Source organism: [Mycobacterium] fortunisiensis (assembly GCF_019050325.1).
In the GTDB taxonomy this organism is placed as follows: Bacteria; Actinomycetota; Actinomycetes; order Mycobacteriales; family Mycobacteriaceae; genus Mycobacterium; species Mycobacterium fortunisiensis.
On record NZ_VOMB01000021.1, the window covers coordinates 76673 to 92180 of the forward strand.

The 15508-nt window shown below is 65.1% G+C and carries 15 protein-coding genes and 1 pseudogene; 7 read left to right on the plus strand and 9 right to left on the minus strand.

What is annotated here, in order from left to right; all coding sequences use genetic code 11:
* Positions 1-35 precede the first annotated feature (35 nt).
* The gene (locus FR943_RS18885) at positions 36-752 is read left to right on the plus strand and encodes an enoyl-CoA hydratase/isomerase family protein (RefSeq protein WP_217159783.1); all 717 of its coding nucleotides are present in this window, start codon (positions 36-38) and stop codon (positions 750-752) included.
* An 80-nt stretch (positions 753-832) separates the two neighbouring features.
* On the opposite strand, the pseudogene FR943_RS18890 reads toward FR943_RS18885, so the two are convergent.
* Positions 833-1358, minus strand: a pseudogene (locus tag FR943_RS18890) (VOC family protein).
* 66 nt (positions 1359-1424) lie between these two features.
* Between FR943_RS18890 and FR943_RS18895 the strand changes: the two are divergent.
* A complete protein-coding gene (locus tag FR943_RS18895) occupies positions 1425-1856 on the plus strand; it encodes a Zn-ribbon domain-containing OB-fold protein (protein WP_308170606.1) in 432 nt (143 codons plus the stop codon).
* A 12-nt stretch (positions 1857-1868) separates the two neighbouring features.
* Positions 1869-3014: a thiolase family protein gene (locus FR943_RS18900; protein ID WP_217159784.1), complete on the plus strand. Its 1146-nt coding sequence runs from the start codon at positions 1869-1871 to the stop codon at positions 3012-3014.
* Between the two features lie 76 nt (positions 3015-3090).
* Here FR943_RS18900 and FR943_RS18905 read toward each other — a convergent pair whose 3' ends face one another.
* Entirely contained in the window at positions 3091-3696 is a 606-nt protein-coding gene (locus FR943_RS18905; protein ID WP_217159785.1) for a TetR/AcrR family transcriptional regulator, read from the minus strand.
* A gap of 190 nt (positions 3697-3886) precedes the next feature.
* Here FR943_RS18905 and FR943_RS18910 point away from each other — a divergent pair, with 190 nt between their 5' ends.
* The 3 genes from FR943_RS18910 (at position 3887) to FR943_RS18920 (ending at position 6267) form a co-directional block, all read left to right on the plus strand.
* Entirely contained in the window at positions 3887-5179 is a 1293-nt protein-coding gene (locus FR943_RS18910; RefSeq protein WP_217159786.1) for a cytochrome P450, read from the plus strand.
* A gap of 155 nt (positions 5180-5334) precedes the next feature.
* Positions 5335-5817, plus strand: coding sequence for a hypothetical protein (locus tag FR943_RS18915; RefSeq protein WP_217159957.1), 483 nt, complete (start codon positions 5335-5337; stop codon positions 5815-5817).
* A 3-nt stretch (positions 5818-5820) separates the two neighbouring features.
* Complete coding sequence (locus FR943_RS18920) at positions 5821-6267, plus strand: Rv2576c family protein (RefSeq protein WP_372448185.1); 447 nt, start codon at positions 5821-5823, stop codon at positions 6265-6267.
* Between the two features lie 102 nt (positions 6268-6369).
* Here FR943_RS18920 and FR943_RS18925 read toward each other — a convergent pair whose 3' ends face one another.
* Positions 6370-6726 (minus strand): hypothetical protein, encoded by a 357-nt coding sequence (locus FR943_RS18925; protein WP_217159959.1) that lies wholly within the window; start codon positions 6724-6726, stop codon positions 6370-6372.
* Between the two features lie 211 nt (positions 6727-6937).
* Between FR943_RS18925 and FR943_RS18930 the strand changes: the two genes are divergently transcribed.
* Positions 6938-7447, plus strand: coding sequence for an Rv2253/PknI dimerization domain-containing protein (locus FR943_RS18930; protein WP_217159787.1), 510 nt, complete (start codon positions 6938-6940; stop codon positions 7445-7447).
* Between the two features lie 124 nt (positions 7448-7571).
* Here FR943_RS18930 and FR943_RS18935 read toward each other — a convergent pair whose 3' ends face one another.
* From FR943_RS18935 to FR943_RS18960, 6 genes are read right to left on the minus strand one after another with little or no spacing between them, the layout of a single operon-like run.
* The gene (locus FR943_RS18935; protein WP_217159788.1) at positions 7572-9299 is read right to left on the minus strand and encodes an MCE family protein; all 1728 of its coding nucleotides are present in this window, start codon (positions 9297-9299) and stop codon (positions 7572-7574) included.
* Positions 9299-10681, minus strand: a complete 1383-nt coding sequence (locus FR943_RS18940; protein ID WP_217159789.1) for an MCE family protein — start codon at positions 10679-10681, stop codon at positions 9299-9301. The genes FR943_RS18935 and FR943_RS18940 overlap by 1 nt, the downstream gene beginning before the upstream one ends.
* A complete protein-coding gene (locus FR943_RS18945; RefSeq protein ID WP_217159790.1) occupies positions 10678-12150 on the minus strand; it encodes an MCE family protein in 1473 nt (490 codons plus the stop codon). The genes FR943_RS18940 and FR943_RS18945 overlap by 4 nt, the downstream gene beginning before the upstream one ends.
* Positions 12150-13232 (minus strand): MCE family protein, encoded by a 1083-nt coding sequence (locus FR943_RS18950; RefSeq protein ID WP_217159791.1) that lies wholly within the window; start codon positions 13230-13232, stop codon positions 12150-12152. The genes FR943_RS18945 and FR943_RS18950 overlap by 1 nt, the downstream gene beginning before the upstream one ends.
* Positions 13232-14257 (minus strand): MCE family protein, encoded by a 1026-nt coding sequence (locus tag FR943_RS18955; protein ID WP_217159792.1) that lies wholly within the window; start codon positions 14255-14257, stop codon positions 13232-13234. Before FR943_RS18955 ends, FR943_RS18950 begins: the two co-directional genes overlap by 1 nt.
* Positions 14254-15468 carry an MCE family protein gene (locus FR943_RS18960; protein WP_308170607.1) on the minus strand — a complete coding sequence of 405 codons (1215 nt, stop codon included), beginning with the start codon at positions 15466-15468 and terminating at the stop codon, positions 14254-14256. Before FR943_RS18960 ends, FR943_RS18955 begins: the two co-directional genes overlap by 4 nt.
* Positions 15469-15508 lie beyond the last annotated feature (40 nt).

A 15508-nucleotide genomic window follows, 5' to 3' on the forward strand; every position in this document is an offset into this window, starting at 1 on the left:
ACGAGAATGCCAATCCCGGAACTGGAGAACGTTTGATGGTCGACCTCGAAATCGACGGCGAACTGGCGATCATCACGATCGACCGGCCGCAGGCGCGCAACGCCATATCACTGGACACCATGGATGCGCTGAACAAGGCGCTGGACGGGGCCGCCGGGACGCGGGCACTGGTGATCACCGGCGGCGGCGACCGGGCTTTCGTCTCCGGGGGCGACCTCAAGGAGTTGGCCGCGCTGCGTACCGAGCTCGAGGCTTCCGAGATGGCGTGGCGGATGCGCACGATCTGCGACCGCATCGCCGGATTCGACGGACCGGTGATCGCCGCGCTCAACGGCCACGCGCTCGGCGGCGGGGCCGAGGTCGCGGTGGCCGCCGACATCCGGATCGCCGCCGACGACATCAAGATCGGCTTCAACCAGGTGGCGCTGGCGATCATGCCGGCCTGGGGCGGGGCCGAGCGGCTGGCCACGCTCGTGGGCCGCAGCCGGGCGCTGCTGTTGGCCGGAACCGGCCGGATCCTCACTGCCCGCGAGGCCGAGCAGGCCGGTCTCGTCGATCAGGTCGTGCCGCGTTCCGAGTTCGCCGAGACCTGGCGGACGGCGGCACAGTTGCTGGCCCGGCGTCAGGCCGGTGAGGTCAAACGGGTGATCAACGGCGTGCCCACCACCGAGGCCGTCTCGGCCTTCGCCCGGCTGTGGTGCTCCGACGAGCACTGGACCGCCGCCGACAAGGTGATGAACAAGGGCAAGTAGCCCACCCCCTCTCTCGCCGAAACGGCATTCCAGCAGCGAAAGTTCGAGTGCGGGCCTGCTGGAATGCCGTTTCGGCGCGGCTAGCCGCGGCCCAACTCGCGGACGGGATCGCTGCCGTCCCAGCCGGCGGCCTGCTCGTACACATAGGCGGCCATCCCGCCCGACGCCATCGGTGAGCTCCATGATCTCCACGATGGCGGCCCCGGTGGGCGGCTCGAAGTAGGAGAAGCGCACGCCCTCGTCGCCGCCGGACCACACCTGCGGCCACCCGGCCGCAGCGAGGTTGGCCATGGCCTGGTCGTAATCGGCTGCCCAGTACGCGAGTTGATGGAAACCGCCGGCCGGTGCGCTGTCCAGAAACTCGGTGAAGATGCTCGGCGCGTCATCGAGTTGTTGGATCAACTCGATCTGCACGTCACCGCTGTTGGACAGGGCGAGCGACAGCCGCACCTCGCAGGGCTCACCGCGGTAGGTCACCCGCTGCGGCAGATCACGGATGACGAACCACGGGCCGACACCCATCTGCAGCCAGCGTGATATCGCGTCGTCCAAATCCGTGACGACATATCCGATCTGACGGATCGCACCGGGCAGGATGTCGGCCATACCGGAAGCCTACCGAGAGTGGGTTCTCACTAGACGAGAATTGCATTTCCGGTTATCGTCAGCGGCGTGTCAACACAGATTGCTCTGGCGCCCGAGATCTCAACCTGGCCCGACGAGAATCCCCAGCTGATCGGCAGCAAGTGCGGCAATTGCGGTGCCGCCGTCTTCCCGGTTCAGGACCACTGCCCCAAGTGCAGCAGTGCCGATACCGCCGAGGTGCTCCTGCCCCGGCGTGGCACCGTCGTCGCCTGGACCACGCAGGGGTTTCCGCCCGGCGCACCGTACGCCGGGCCGGCCGGCAAGGACTTCGTCCCGTTCGGCGTCGGCCTCGTCGAACTCGCCGACGACACCGGCCCGGTCATCCGCGTCGAGGGTCGGCTGACCGAAAACGACCCGGCCAAGCTGCAATTCGGCCAGGAAGTCGAACTCACCATGATCCCGTTCACCACCGATGAAGACGGCAACGAGGTTGTCACCTTCGCTTTCCAGCCCATCTAGAAAGGCCAGGACATGAGCAACGATGTAGCCATCATCGGCGTCGGCCTGCACCCGTTCGGCCGCTTCGACAAGCCCGCCGTGCAGATGGGCGCCGAGGCCATCCGGCTGGCGCTGGCCGACGCCGGCGTGGAGTGGAAGGACATCCAGTTCGGCTTCGGCGGCAGCTACGAGGTGTCCAACCCGGACTCGGTCACCCGTCTGGTCGGGCTCACCGGAATCACGTTCACCAACGTGTTCAACGCCTGCGCCACCTCGGCCAGCGCCATCCAGCAGACCGCCGACACCATCCGCCTGGGCAAGTACGACATCGGCGTCGCCGTGGGCCTGGACAAGCACCCGCGCGGCGCGTTCACCGACGACCCGGCCAAGCTGGCCCTGCCGCAGTGGTACGCCCAGAACGGGCAGTTCGTCACCACGAAGTTCTTCGGTATGAAGGCCAACAAGTACATCCATGACCACAACATCAGCCAGGAAACCCTGGCCCGGGTGGCCAACAAGAACTTCCGCAACGGTGAGAAGAACCCGAATGCGTTCCGCCGCAAGCCGATCTCGGTCGAGGAGATCCTGGCCTCGCCCGCGCTGAATTACCCGCTGACCCAGTACATGTTCTGCGCCCCGGACGAGGGTGCCGCCGCGGTCATCATGTGCCGCGCCGACATCGCGCACAAGTTCACCGACAAGCCGGTGTACGTGCGGGCCAGTGAGATCCGGACCCGGACGTTCGGGGCCTACGAGGTGCACGCCACCTCGGCGCCGCCGGAATCCGACGTGGCGCCGACGGTGTACGCCGCCAAGGCTGCCTACGAAATCGCCGGCATCGGGCCCGAGGATGTCGACATCGCCCAGCTGCAGGACACCGACGCCGGCGCCGAGGTGATCCACATGGCCGAGACCGGGCTGTGCAAGGACGGCGAGCAGGAGAAGCTGCTGGCCGAGGGCGCCACCGAGATCGGCGGCTCGATCCCGGTCAACACGGACGGCGGTCTGATCGCCAACGGCGAACCGATCGGGGCCTCGGGTCTACGCCAGATGCACGAGTTGGTCCGCCAGTTGCGTGGCGAGGCCGGCGAACGTCAAGTGCCCGGCAACCCGCGGGTCGGCCTGGCTCAGGTCTACGGCGCTCCGGGCACGGCCTCGGCGACCATCCTCTCGCTCTGATTCACCTGTGCGAGCAGACGCGGAGGCACCCCGGACGGCAGGTTTTGGGGTGCTTTCGCGTCTTCTCGCGGAGAAATCAGGCCGGCAGCTCAAGCGGTTGCGGTTCGCCTTCGAGCCGGCGCAGCCAGTCCTCGCAGAACGCCAACACCTCGGCGTGCCCCGCCGACATGCCCAACGCCTGCTCCATCACCATCACCCGCGACACACTGGCGGCCAAGAAGGCCCACACCACCGGCGGGACCTCTGTGGCGTCGACGCCGTAGCGGTCCAGCGCCGCCGTGATCGCCTCGGTCTCGGCGGCCCGGAATACCTCGGCGTACCGGCCGATCTCCGCGCGCAGCGCCTTGCGGTGGTTGGCCAGCCCCATGATCTCCATGGTCAGCCGGGTCGCACTGGGGTCGGTACCCAGCCGCCACAGCGCCCACAGGGGCTGCGGGGACTTCAGCACCTCGGCCTGGACCGCAAGCCCCTCCTCGGCACGGCGGACGAACACGGCCAAGAACAGGTCGTCCATGGTGCGGAAGTAGTAGTGCACCAGCTGGGGCTTGAGACCGGCCCGTTCGGCGACGCGTCGCGAGGTCACCGCGGCGTAGCCGTCCTCGATCATCAGCTGCTCAGCAGCATCGAGGAGCACCACCCGGTTCTTCGCGTCCGGCGCCCCGATTCTTCGCGCCGATGCCATACCCGGTCCTCCTTATCGCCTGCCCCCGACGACGTCTTGGGCGATCGTAATCGCCCCTGCGTCGCGTGATCTTGACCACGACTGTAGCGTCATGCTAAGCAGGTGCTCAGCAATTTTCGCAAATTGTTCGCACGGTGCAGCCCGTCGCGAAACCACCGCAGCGCATATCGATTTCGGAAGGCAGCCCACCATGACCGATTCCGGCACCACCGACTACGACACCGTCGACTACTTCACCGATCCCGCACTGGTGCCCGACCCGCACCCGTACTTCGATCATCTGCGCAGCAAGTGCCCGGTGGTGAAGGAACCGAACTACGGCGTCATGGCGATCACCGGGTTCGAGGAGGCCACCACCGTCCTCAAGGACACCGACACCTACTCGTCGTGCATCGCGGTGGCCGGCCCATTCCCGCCGCTGCCGTTCACCCCCGAGGGCGACGACATCACCGAACAGATCACCGCGCATCGCCCGCAGATGCCGATGTTCGAGCACATGGTCACCATGGACCCGCCCGAGCACACCGATGCCCGTTCCCTGCTCAACCGGCTGCTGACGCCGCGCCGGCTGAAGGAGAACGAGGACTTCATGTGGCGGCTGGCCGATCAGTGTCTCGACGATTTCATCGCCGACGGCAAGTGCGAATTCCTCAGTGCCTACGCCAAGCCCTTCTCACTCTTGGTCATCGCCGACATGCTGGGTGTGCCGGAGGAAGACCACGAGGAGTTCCGGACGGTGCTGGGCGCACCCCGTCCCGGAGCGCAGGTCGGCTCGCTCGACGGAGACCTGGTGGCCAGCAACCCGCTGGAATGGCTCGACGAGAAATTCATCAAGTACCTCGAAGACCGGCGCAAGGAACCCCGCGACGACGTACTGACCGCCCTTGCCACGGCGAACTACCCCGACGGTTCCGTCCCGCCGGTCATCGAGGTGGTCCGTTCCGCGACCTTCCTCTTCGCCGCGGGCCAGGAGACCACCACCAAGCTGCTCTCCGCGTCACTGCGGGTGCTCGGCGACCGTCCCGACATCCAGCAGGCCCTGCGCGACGACCGCAGCCGCATCCCGACCTTCGTCGAGGAGGCACTGCGGATGGACGCCCCGGTCAAGAGCCAGTTCCGGCTGGCCAAGAAGAACACCAAGCTCGGCGACATCGACGTCCCCGCCGGCACCACGATGATGGTGTGCCCGGGCGCGGTGAACCGTGATCCGGTCCGCTTCGAAGATCCGCACACCTTCAGCCTCGATCGCAAGAACGTCCGCGAGCACATCGCCTTCGGCCGCGGCGTGCACAGCTGCCCGGGCGGGCCGCTGGCCCGCGTCGAAGGCCGGGTGTCGCTGGAGCGGATCCTGGACCGGATGTCCGACATCGGCATCGACGAGGAGTTCCACGGCCCGGCCGACGATCGGCGCTACAACTACGAGCCGACCTTCATCCTGCGTGGCCTGACCGACCTGCACATCACGTTCAACCCGGTCAAGTAACCCATCGGTCTGAGAGGCGATTCCGCGGATCTCGTCTTCGCCGAGTTTGTTAATCTCCGATTGCGAGAATGACAATCTCACTGGCGAAGACGAGATTCCGGTTTCGGCACGGCGACGTCCGGTCTCGTTCTATAGTCAGCCGACCAGTGCGATCCATGGAGGTGTGTGTGAGGTCCAGCTTGATCCGCATGGCGTTGAGCGCCGCGCTCGGGTTGGGGACTGCAATCGCCCTGGCACCCCCCTCCCAGGCCATGTATTTCGGCAACTACGCCCTGCACATGCCGGACCGCCGGGACTTCCACACCTGGATCTGGTCAGCGATCACGCCGTGCAAAAACCCGGACTTTTCCAAGCGACGGGACTGCATCACCGTCCTCACCGTCCCCCAACCGGTCGCCAAGGCCGCCTATGTCAGCGCGGATGCCGTTCTCGTTGACGGCCGTTACACCATGACAATCGACGATCCGTTCGGCCTGCGCTGCGGTGACATCTACTACGGGCCCACGATCCCGACCCACGACGTCTACAACTGGGATGCCAACACTCTTGCGGGTGAGATGGTCTCCTCGTTCGACGCCGGCTGCGACGGCACTCCCGGAGGTTCGTTCACCTACCCGTTCACCCTGTCGAGGATGTGACCGATGCGCCACCTGACGAATCGAGTTTTCGCCGTCGCGACGGCCGCCACGATGGCGACAGGCGCTTTCGTCGCGGCCGCACCGGCCTTCGCCGACGACCTGGAGCCGCCCGGTCCGCCGCTCCACCACGTGCGCTACACCGTGACAGCGGATGGCCCGATCTGGGCTCACATCTACTACCGCGACACTGAACCGGCCATATTCTCGGATTACAGCCACAATCCGTATCAGTTCAGCCCGCGGGCCGACGCCGACATCGGGCCGGACAAACCGTGGGTACTGGAGGCAAACCTTGCCGACCCGGACCTCTGGGCATTGGTCCTGGTGCAAAGCGGCGAGGCACCCGGTTTCCCGACGCCGGGGTTCAACTGCGAACTCGCGGTTGACGGAGTGGTCGTCGAGACCAACAGCGGCCCCAAGGGCGCGCTGTGTTCGATCCGCAATTGGTAGACGCTGCCAGCCCAACGTCGCAACCATAAAAGCCGCTCTGACAACGGCAAACGCCTGAGGCACGCTTCTCACGTCGCCTCAGGCGTTTACTCGTTCTAGGTCTCAGGCATCTCCGCGGCGCCAACGGCTTTCACCGTTCATCGGCACACAGCTCAGGAACAGTCCGTCGGGCGCCTGAGCCACCATGTACTGCTGTTCCAGGCACAGGCTGTTCTCTTCGCGTATACCGGCCATCGGCGGAGAACGGAACCACCTCGGCTCATAGCGACGCGGCGATCCACAGAACACCAACCTGCCCCAGTTGTTGCGGGCGTCGACTCCGAACACGTAATAGGACGTGTTGTCGCACGGCGCACCCAAGACGGCGTTCGGGTTGATGCCGGGCACGCAGAAGGCGTCATTGCACGTCTGTGGTCCCGCATTTGCCTGCGGAGCACTCAACATTCCGGCGACAATCATCGAAGCGGCCGCCACCATGGTCACACGCACGTCACTACTTTCGCACAGGTGGTAACTAAACTCTCTATTTTGGAGAATATTGCTACGCAGCTCCGCCCAGAACGGCCCGGCGCCTCGCCACGATCGAGCCAATCCTGACGAGACAGCCAGGCGATAGTGATATTCTCCGCACTTGAGAATGACAATATCGGTGCCCAGAAGGAGAAGCTACATGTCGGCCTCCAAGGCGCGCGCCAGCGCGGCAATTCTTGCCGGCGTCGCAACAATCGGCCTGAGCAGCGCAAGCCCCGCCGGCGCCTCCGAGCAATGGGGCATCAACGGTACGTTCGCCACCTCCTCCAATGGGGACTGGGCGAAAGTCAATGAGCGCTATGAGGATCAGCCCTCGACGCGCAGCACCTGGACCATCAGCACCCAGTGCATCTCCCCCACCGAGTGCACCGGGACGGTGAACAGCGACGAGGGGTGGACCGCACCGATCTACACCACGAACGGACTGTGGTACGTCAAGCGCACAGTACCCAACTGGCGGTTCTGCGCCGACGGCACGCCCGTCGAGGGCCTGAAGATCTTCAAGATCTATCCGGTCGGCTGGGATGGCCGCTACGATGTCAATGCCAGCGAGTACACCGGTGAGGACCAGACCACCGGTCCGAGCGGCTCGTGTGGGCGCAACCAGTGGCCTGCCATCCGCATGCCGTTCTACATGAAGCCCATCTAGCGCTTTCGGCTGACCAAGCGCCAGGCGAAAGCGAAAGGCCAGACAGCAAAGGGGAAAGGCCACGGGCGACCGTGGCCTTTCCCCTTTTCCGCGCTGGTCCTGCACCTGATGGCCTAGGCGAGGCCTAGGTGGGCATCAGGTCCTGCCACGACTTCGGCGCCGACGCGAGATTCGCCTGCCGGTACATGTTTCCGTCTGAACCCATGTATTCCCCGGTCCGCGGGTTGTACTCGGCGATCGCCACCGATGGCTCGTCGGCGGTGCCGCCGTTGAACGCGCTCGGCGCAAAACTCGGTGCGGGTGCCGGCCCTGGCGCTTGGCCTTCCCCATGCGGGACCGACGGAATCTCGGTCGCACTCGGCAGGTCGGCCGGCGGAGTTGGCACCGCGTTCGGATCGGGTGCAGGCGCAGGCGGCTGACCCGGAACCGGTGGCTCCAGGTACAGCGGTTGCCCCGGTAGCAGAGGACCCGGGCCGGTCCCGGCGAAGCTCGGCGCCGGCTGCGGTTGCGGGGCTGCCCCGGGCGGTGGTGCGCCGACCCCGGGCGGCAGCGGCGACCCTTGTAGCGGCCCGAAGATGTTGGCATCCGGCAGTACTCGCGAGTCCGGCGGCACACCCTGGGAAATCAGATTGGGGTCGAGCGGGTACGGACCGAGGGCATGTTGACGCTGCGCGATCGGTTGGAAACCCTCGGGGTCGTTACACAGCTCGACCGTCGGAGCACGCTTACCGGGATGCCCCATGCAGGGGTAGTTCCGCGCGCCGCGCACCGCGATCGGCGAGTCCTGGGGCAGCTTGCAGTAGAGGTTGTCCGGCGTATCGATGACCGTTGTATCTGCCGGAGACCGCCACGACGACGGCGGCAGGAACCCGACCGTGCACGACGGCGGATCACCGAGTCCGAGGGAAAACTCGCCGTTGGGCAGACCTGTCGGATTATTGATCGGCAGATAGGTCTGAATCTGCGCCACATATGGCGGCAGCAAGACCAGCAGCTGCTCGATCGACGGGTTGTATGTCACACCGATCTGCCCGAAGGTGGTCAGATTCGCCAGCAGGATCGGCAGGGTCGGCTTGATCTGCTCGAGCAGCTTGGAGGTCTCCTGAGCGAAACCCGGGCCCTTGCGCAGCAGTGTCCGGACCTCTGGATCATTGTCGGCGACCTGTCCGGTGATCCCGGCCAAGCTGGCAGCCCAGGTCCGGATCGAATCGGTGGTCTGCGCCTGCGCATCCAGGAACGGGACCGAGTCATCGATCAGGGTGCGGGTCTGGTCCGAGATTGCGTTGGCGTCCTTGGTGATGGTCGACGCTGAGTCCAACAGCGAACCGAAGTCATAGCCGGTGCCGTTGAACGCGTTGTACGACTCGTCGAGGAGCTGGCTCAGCTTGTCCTTCGGGATGGTGTCCACGAGCTTGCTGAGTTGGTCCAGCATCGGTCCGACCTGTTGGGGGACCTTGGTGTCCGACACCTCGATCACCGAGCCGTTGTCTAGGTATGGCCCGGAGTTGGTCCGCGGCAACAACTCCACGTACTGCTCGCCCACCGCCGACATACTCCGCACCTCGGCGGTCAGGTCGGCAGGCACCTTCGGATTGCGGTCCAACGACAGCGTCGCCTCGGCACCGTTCTCCGTCAGCTCAACCGAGGTCACCTTGCCGATCTGCGAGCCCCGATAGGTGACATTGCTGAACTGGTACAGGCCCCCGGTGCTGGGCAGCTCCATCTTGACCGTGATACGGCCGATCCCGAGCAGCGTCGGCACCTGCATGTAAGCGAACAGCATGACCGCCACACCGACCACCGACGCGACGGTGAAGATGATCAGCTGAGTCCGGATAAAGCGTGTGAGCATTACCCGCCACCCCCTGTCGTCTGTTCAGTAGTCGGCGGAGCCGGTGGCGCAGGCGTCGCCGGCGGTGAACCAGCTTGGGCCGCATACGGTCCCGCGAAGATCGTGGAATCGGGCGCGGACGCATTCATCGGGGCCGGCGGAGCCGCCCCGCCGGGCAAGCTCATCGGTGCCGGCGGCGACACCGGAAGCACCGGGCCATTGAACGTGGGCGGAGGCGGCGGTGCCGGCGCGGCGGCGGGTCCCGGCTCCGGTGGGAAAGCACCCGGTGGAGGCGGCTCGACCCCGGTCTTGAGCGGGTCGTAGGTGTAGTTGAGATAGGGCGGGTCACCGTATGTCGGAACCAGTTCCGCGTCTTCCTGTTCCCACCGCGTCCCCAGCATCAAGCTCCGTTTGAGGCGCGGAATGGTGAAGTCGACGGTCGCAAACAGGTTGTAGTAGTCACCGCGGATGGCCCGGTCCATGAAGCTCTGGGTGAACGGGAAGTGCGTGGCGTACTCCAGGACCCCGGCAAGTTCGGGACCCACATCCGCCAGCGCCTTGAGGGCGGGCTCCAGGTTGCGCAGGTTACCCACCAGGTCGGCCTGTGACTCGTTGACGAACTGGTTGGCAGTGGCGCTGAACGTGCCCAGCTTCTGCAGGGCGGTGGTGAACCTGGGCCGCTCCTTGATCAACACATCCAGTGCCGGTGGAATCTTCTCCAGCGCACGGGTGATCACGTCGCGTTGCCCGGCGAAGGTTGACGACAACCGGTTCAGACCCTGGATCGAGGCGACGATGTTGTCACGCTGCGCATCGAGTGCGCCGACAAACGTGTCCAACCGGGTGAGCAGATCCCGGAAGTCGGCCTCGCGTCCGTTGAGGGCAGTGCTGAAGTTGTGGACGATGTCGCCGAACTGTCCCAGGCCACCACCGTTCACCACGGCAGCGAGGGAGGACAGCGTCTGCTCGGTCGTCGGGTACGTCGACGAGTCGTTGAGCTGGATCGTCGCTCCCGGCGACAGTTGCCCTTGCGGCGCCTCCCCGGCCGGCGGATTGATCGCCAAGTGCATCGAACCGAGAAGGCTGGTTTGGCCAATGCTGGCGACGGCATTCGCCGGCACCACGACACCAGGCTTCACCGAGAACTCGACCTCGGCGTGCCAGTCTCGCACTGCCAGACTACGCACACTGCCAACCACGACATCGTTCATCAACACTGGGGAGTTCGGTTCCAGCGTCGCCACATTCGCGATCTCGACGTGGTAGACGCCAGCGTCCGCGCCCCGCCCCACCGCCCCGGGCAGGGGCAGTGAGTTGACGCCCTGGAAAGCGCAGCCACTGGTCATCAACGCGACACAGGACGCGGTGGCGATCGCCAGCCGCAGTGGCTTACCACTGATCATGCGGGTGGCGTCCCTTCTGCCGGCCCCGGAGGCACTTGCGCCTCAGGAGGTGGTGGTGGTGCTGCTGGCGCCTCGGCGGCAAGCGGACCGGGCGGAGGCCCGGGCACACCGGTCGGATTGAGCATGTCCGACACCGTGTTGGGCATGTTCGGTGGGTAGTACCCGCCTCCGGGAAGCATCTGCTGGGCACCGGGAGGAGGCGTACCCGGCGGCCGGCCCGTGAACGGCGGTGGCGGCGGCGGGCCGGGGTTGTAGGCCGAGATCGTCGGGGGTAGGTTCGGCGGCTCGGGCGAGCCTCCCCCGCCACCGGGCGCCAGGCCCGGCTCGGAGTAGACGATGTTCTCCGGGTTCGCCGACGGCATGAGGTACGGATCGATCGGGAAGGGCAAGTAGTTGAAGTTCAACAGCCGCAACGCCGGACCCAGGTACTGCGCGCAGAGCTTGGCGGTTTCCGGTGCCGTGGTGTTCTCGATCGCGCCGATCGAACCGCAGACGAAGTCCAGCGGGTTAGAGAAGTTGTGGAAGACGAACTGGCCCACCGCACTACCGGTGTCGGGGTTGTAGATGTTGTACCCGTTCATGAACGCGTTGGGCGCGATGTGCAGGAGGTTTTCGATGTTCATCTTGTTGTCCACCAAGGTCTGGGTGACATTGGCCAGCCTCTGCACCTGCTCGGAGGTCTGATCGCGAGTTCCGGCGACGAACCGCTGCACCTCGCCGACGGCCACCGACAGATTCGTCAGCGCCGCATCGAGATCCGACCGGCTGCCGTCGACCACGCTGGTCAGGGTGGCCAGCCGGTTCTGGAACTGCACCACCTGCTCGTTACTGTCCCGCAGCGCGGTGATGAAGGTCTGCAGGTTCTTGATGATGTCGACGATGTTGCCGCTGCCCTCGGCCAGAATGCGGGCCACCCCGGACAACTGCGAAATTGTCTGCCGCAGCTTGTCACCGTTTCCGGCCATCGCGTTGGCGGTGGTGTCGATGAATCGGGACACCGACGTCCCGTCCACCCCACTCTGCGGTCCAAGGTCGGTGGCCAACCGCATGAGCTGTTCCTTGACCTGATCCCACTCCACCGGGACGGCGGTGCGGTCCAGACCGATCACCGCATCGTCGGGCAGGGTCGGACCACTTGACCGGTAAGCCGGAGCCAATTGTACGTAGCGGGCGGCGACCAGGTTCTGGGCGACAATCACCGCTTTCGCGTCAGCCGGGATGGGCACGTCATGGTCGACCTTGAGGGTCACACGGGTTTGCGTGCCCTCCGGCTTGATCGATTCGATGGTGCCGACCTTGACCCCGGACACCCGAACATCGTCACCCGGGTACACACCGGTGGCTGACGTGAACAGCGCGGATATGGACTTCTGGCCGAAGAACTGCTGACGCAACACCACTGCGGCGCCCACTACCAGCAGCCCCGCCAGCGCCACCGCAAGCCACCTCACAAGTCGATTGCGACTCATCAGCGTGAACCTCCGGGAATTCCGTTGTAGGGCAGCGGAAGCTCCGCACGCGGTCCGGCGTTGTCGGCCGGTTGCCCGGCGTTGGTGCCACGTCGGAATCCGAACGCATAGTCCATGAACGGCTGCAGCAGCTGCGCGGGCTGCAGGTTCGGCACATATGCGTTGTAGTACGGACCGTTCGCCAACGTTTCGGCCTGGGACAACTGGAACTTCTTCATGTCCGGCAGCGCCTTGGTGATGTTGTCCCGGTTGCGTTCGAGCATCGCGGTCACCGAATTGAGCCGCTTGAGTGTCGGTGCCAGTTGTGCCTCGTTGTCGGCGACCAGCCCCGACAGCTGCTGTGCGACCGCCGAGGTGTTCGCCAGCAGGTCGACGATGGCCTGGCGCCGGTCGTTGAGCACACCGAGCAGGTCATTGGCGTTAAGGATCAACGTATTCAGCTCCTGGCTGCGCTCCGAGAGCACCACGGTCACATCGCTGGCGCTCTTGAACAGGCTGGCCAGGCTCTCGTTACGGCCATTGATCGACTTCGACAGCCGACTCAGACCATCGAATGTCGGTCCCAGCTTGGGGGCGATCTGGTCGATCGTCGCCGACAGCGTGTCCAGGGACTGGTTCAGCGACGACGTGTCGGTGCCTTCGGTGTTCGTGGTCAGATCGCTGACCGCGTCTGTCAGTGAGTATGGCGACGAGGTGCGCGAGGTCGGGATCACGTCCGTGGTGCGCAGTGTGCCGCTGCCGTCGGATTCCAGGGTCAGCACCCGCTCGCCCAACAGCGAACCGGTGCGGATGTGCGCGGTTGTCAGCGACCCCAGCGCGTACTTGCCTTCGGTGGTGAAGGTGATCAGCGCATCGCCGTTCTGCAGCGACACATCGGTGACCGAGCCGACCTTGATACCCGACAGGGTCACGTCGTTGCCCACGGCGATGCCGCCGGCCTCGGTGAACAACGCCTGGTGACGCACCGAGGAGGCCCACTGCAACAGCCGCTCGGGCTGCAACCCCACGGCGATCACCAGGATCATCAGCATGACGCCGATGAAGCCTGCCCTGATGAGATTGGATTCGCGGTACTTAAGCATCAGGGCTCCGCGCACCTCCCGCCTTCTTGCTTGATCATCGGGAACACCGCGGTCCGGCCTTGGAGGTCGGTGACGCGGAAGGAAAGACCGCAGATGTAGTACATGATCCAGCTGCCATACGAACCTAGCCGGGCGAGCTTGCGGAAATTGTCAGGAGCTTTCTGCAAGCCACGGTCCAGGACGATCTGGTGGTCGTCGAGCAACGTCGCCGTCCGGTTCAGCTGCTCGACCGTGCCCTTGAGCGGCGGCCGCGCTTCGGTGAGCAGGCTCGCGATCGAAGCCGTGCCGTTGTCGAGTTGGGTGACCGCGGTACCCAGCGGGTCCCTATCCTCCGACAGACCGCTGATCAGCTGTTCGAGCCGGTCGACAGTGCCGTCGAACTTCTTGCCATCTTTGGCCAGGGTGCCCACAACGGTGTTGAGGGTGTCGATCAGCTGTTGGATCACCTGATCGTTGTTGGCCAACGTGTTCGAGAACGACGAGGTCTTGCTCATCAGCGAATCCAAGGTGTCCCCTTGACCTTGGAAGATCTGGATCAGAGACGACGTCAGCGCATTCACGTCCTGCGGGTTGAGGCCCTGAATTACCGGCCGCAGTCCACCGAGCAGCAGATCGAGGTCGAGTGCACTTGCGGTGCGGTCCTTGGGGATCTGGGATCCGGCCGGCAGCAGTTTCGTCGACCCGGGGCTGTCCATCAGCTCCAGGTAGCGGTCACCCACCAGGTTCAGGTAGCGGACCGCGACCTTGGTGCTGGTGGTCAACGCGACGCTCCGGTCGGTGTCGAAGTCGACCAGGACAGACTTGTCCGGTTGCAGTGACACCTTCTTGACCGTTCCGACCCGGACCCCGGCGACGCGCACCGAGTCGCCTGCCTCCAGTCGGGAGGCATCGCCGAAGACGGCCGAATACCCCGAGTAGGAGCCACCACGGTATTCCGAGAAGGTCATGAACAGGAACGCGGTGAGAACGGCCATCACGACGGCGAACGCCGAGAACTTGATGAATGTGCTTCTGCCGCGGGTCATCCCGGCTGTCCGATCTGTGTGGTGTTACGTGGCGGACCATCCAGCGGGCCGAACAAGATCTGCTTGAGGCCGTCGGAGTTCAGCAGGATGCCCTGGTTGCCGTACTGCCAAGGGTTGGCGTCGGTGTCGACGACAAGGTACTTCGCCTTGTTGCCGAAACCGATGTCGGGTAGGCCCATGCAGTGCGGTCCGCCCTTGGCCGCCACCTTGGGCAGGTTCGACGGGTACCGGTAGCGTTCGATGCCCAGGGTGAAGGCGACGTTGACGAGCACGCCGGGATCGGGCTGCGGCGGCTGGTTTTTCGCGACAACCATACCCCTGAGCGCGCAGTTGAGACCCGGGGCATACTCGTTGAGCAGATTGGTGGTGGGCAGCATCAGGTTCAGTGTGGTGCTCAGCGCCTGCCGGTTGCCGCCGATCACGTCGTTACCGATGTCAGCCAGACCGATCGAGCTCACCAGAAAGTTGTCGAGGTTCTGTTGCTCGGCCACGATGCTGTCGCTGAGCCGGTTGGTGTTGTCGAACGTCTTGAGCAGGTCCGGCGCGGCGTCACCGTAGGCCGTCGACACCGCCGCCATGGACTCGATGTCACGGGTCAGATTGGGCAGGCTCGGCTCGATCTTCTTCAGGACCGCGTTGAAGTCAACCAGGGACTGCCCCATCGCCTCGCCGCGACCGGAGAAGGCCGATGACAGCGCGCCCAGGGTCTCGTTCAACTTCACCGGGTCGATCTTGTCCAGAACGTTGGTGAGTTGTTGGAACACGGTGTTCATCTCCACCGTGACGTGGTCGCCCTGCAGGGTCTGCCCCGGACGCAGCCGTTCTGCCGACGGATTGTCCGGCGGCACGAGCTGGACGTACTTGGCGCCGAACACCGTGGTCGACGCAATGTCGGCCTGCACATTGCCCGGAATCAGGTGCAGCTGCGCGGGATTCATCGCAAGGTGGAGCACGGCTTTGCCGTCGGCCCGCTGCTCGATCGAGCTGACCGTGCCGACCTGCACGCCCCGCATCTTGACCTTGGCGTCGGGATTCATCACCAGGCCGGCCCGATCCGAGATCAGGGTGATCGGCTCGGTCTTGGTGAAGCTGCCGCGGAACAGTGCGATCGCCAAGGCGATGATCAGGCCTACCACGGCAACCGTCGCCAGACCGGCCAGCGGTCTCGCTGAACTCCGCGCGCCAAAGCTGCGCCCCGCACGAGCTGCCACCGGCGTTGCGGTACTTGTGGTTTCGGACCGGTGGGCTGGG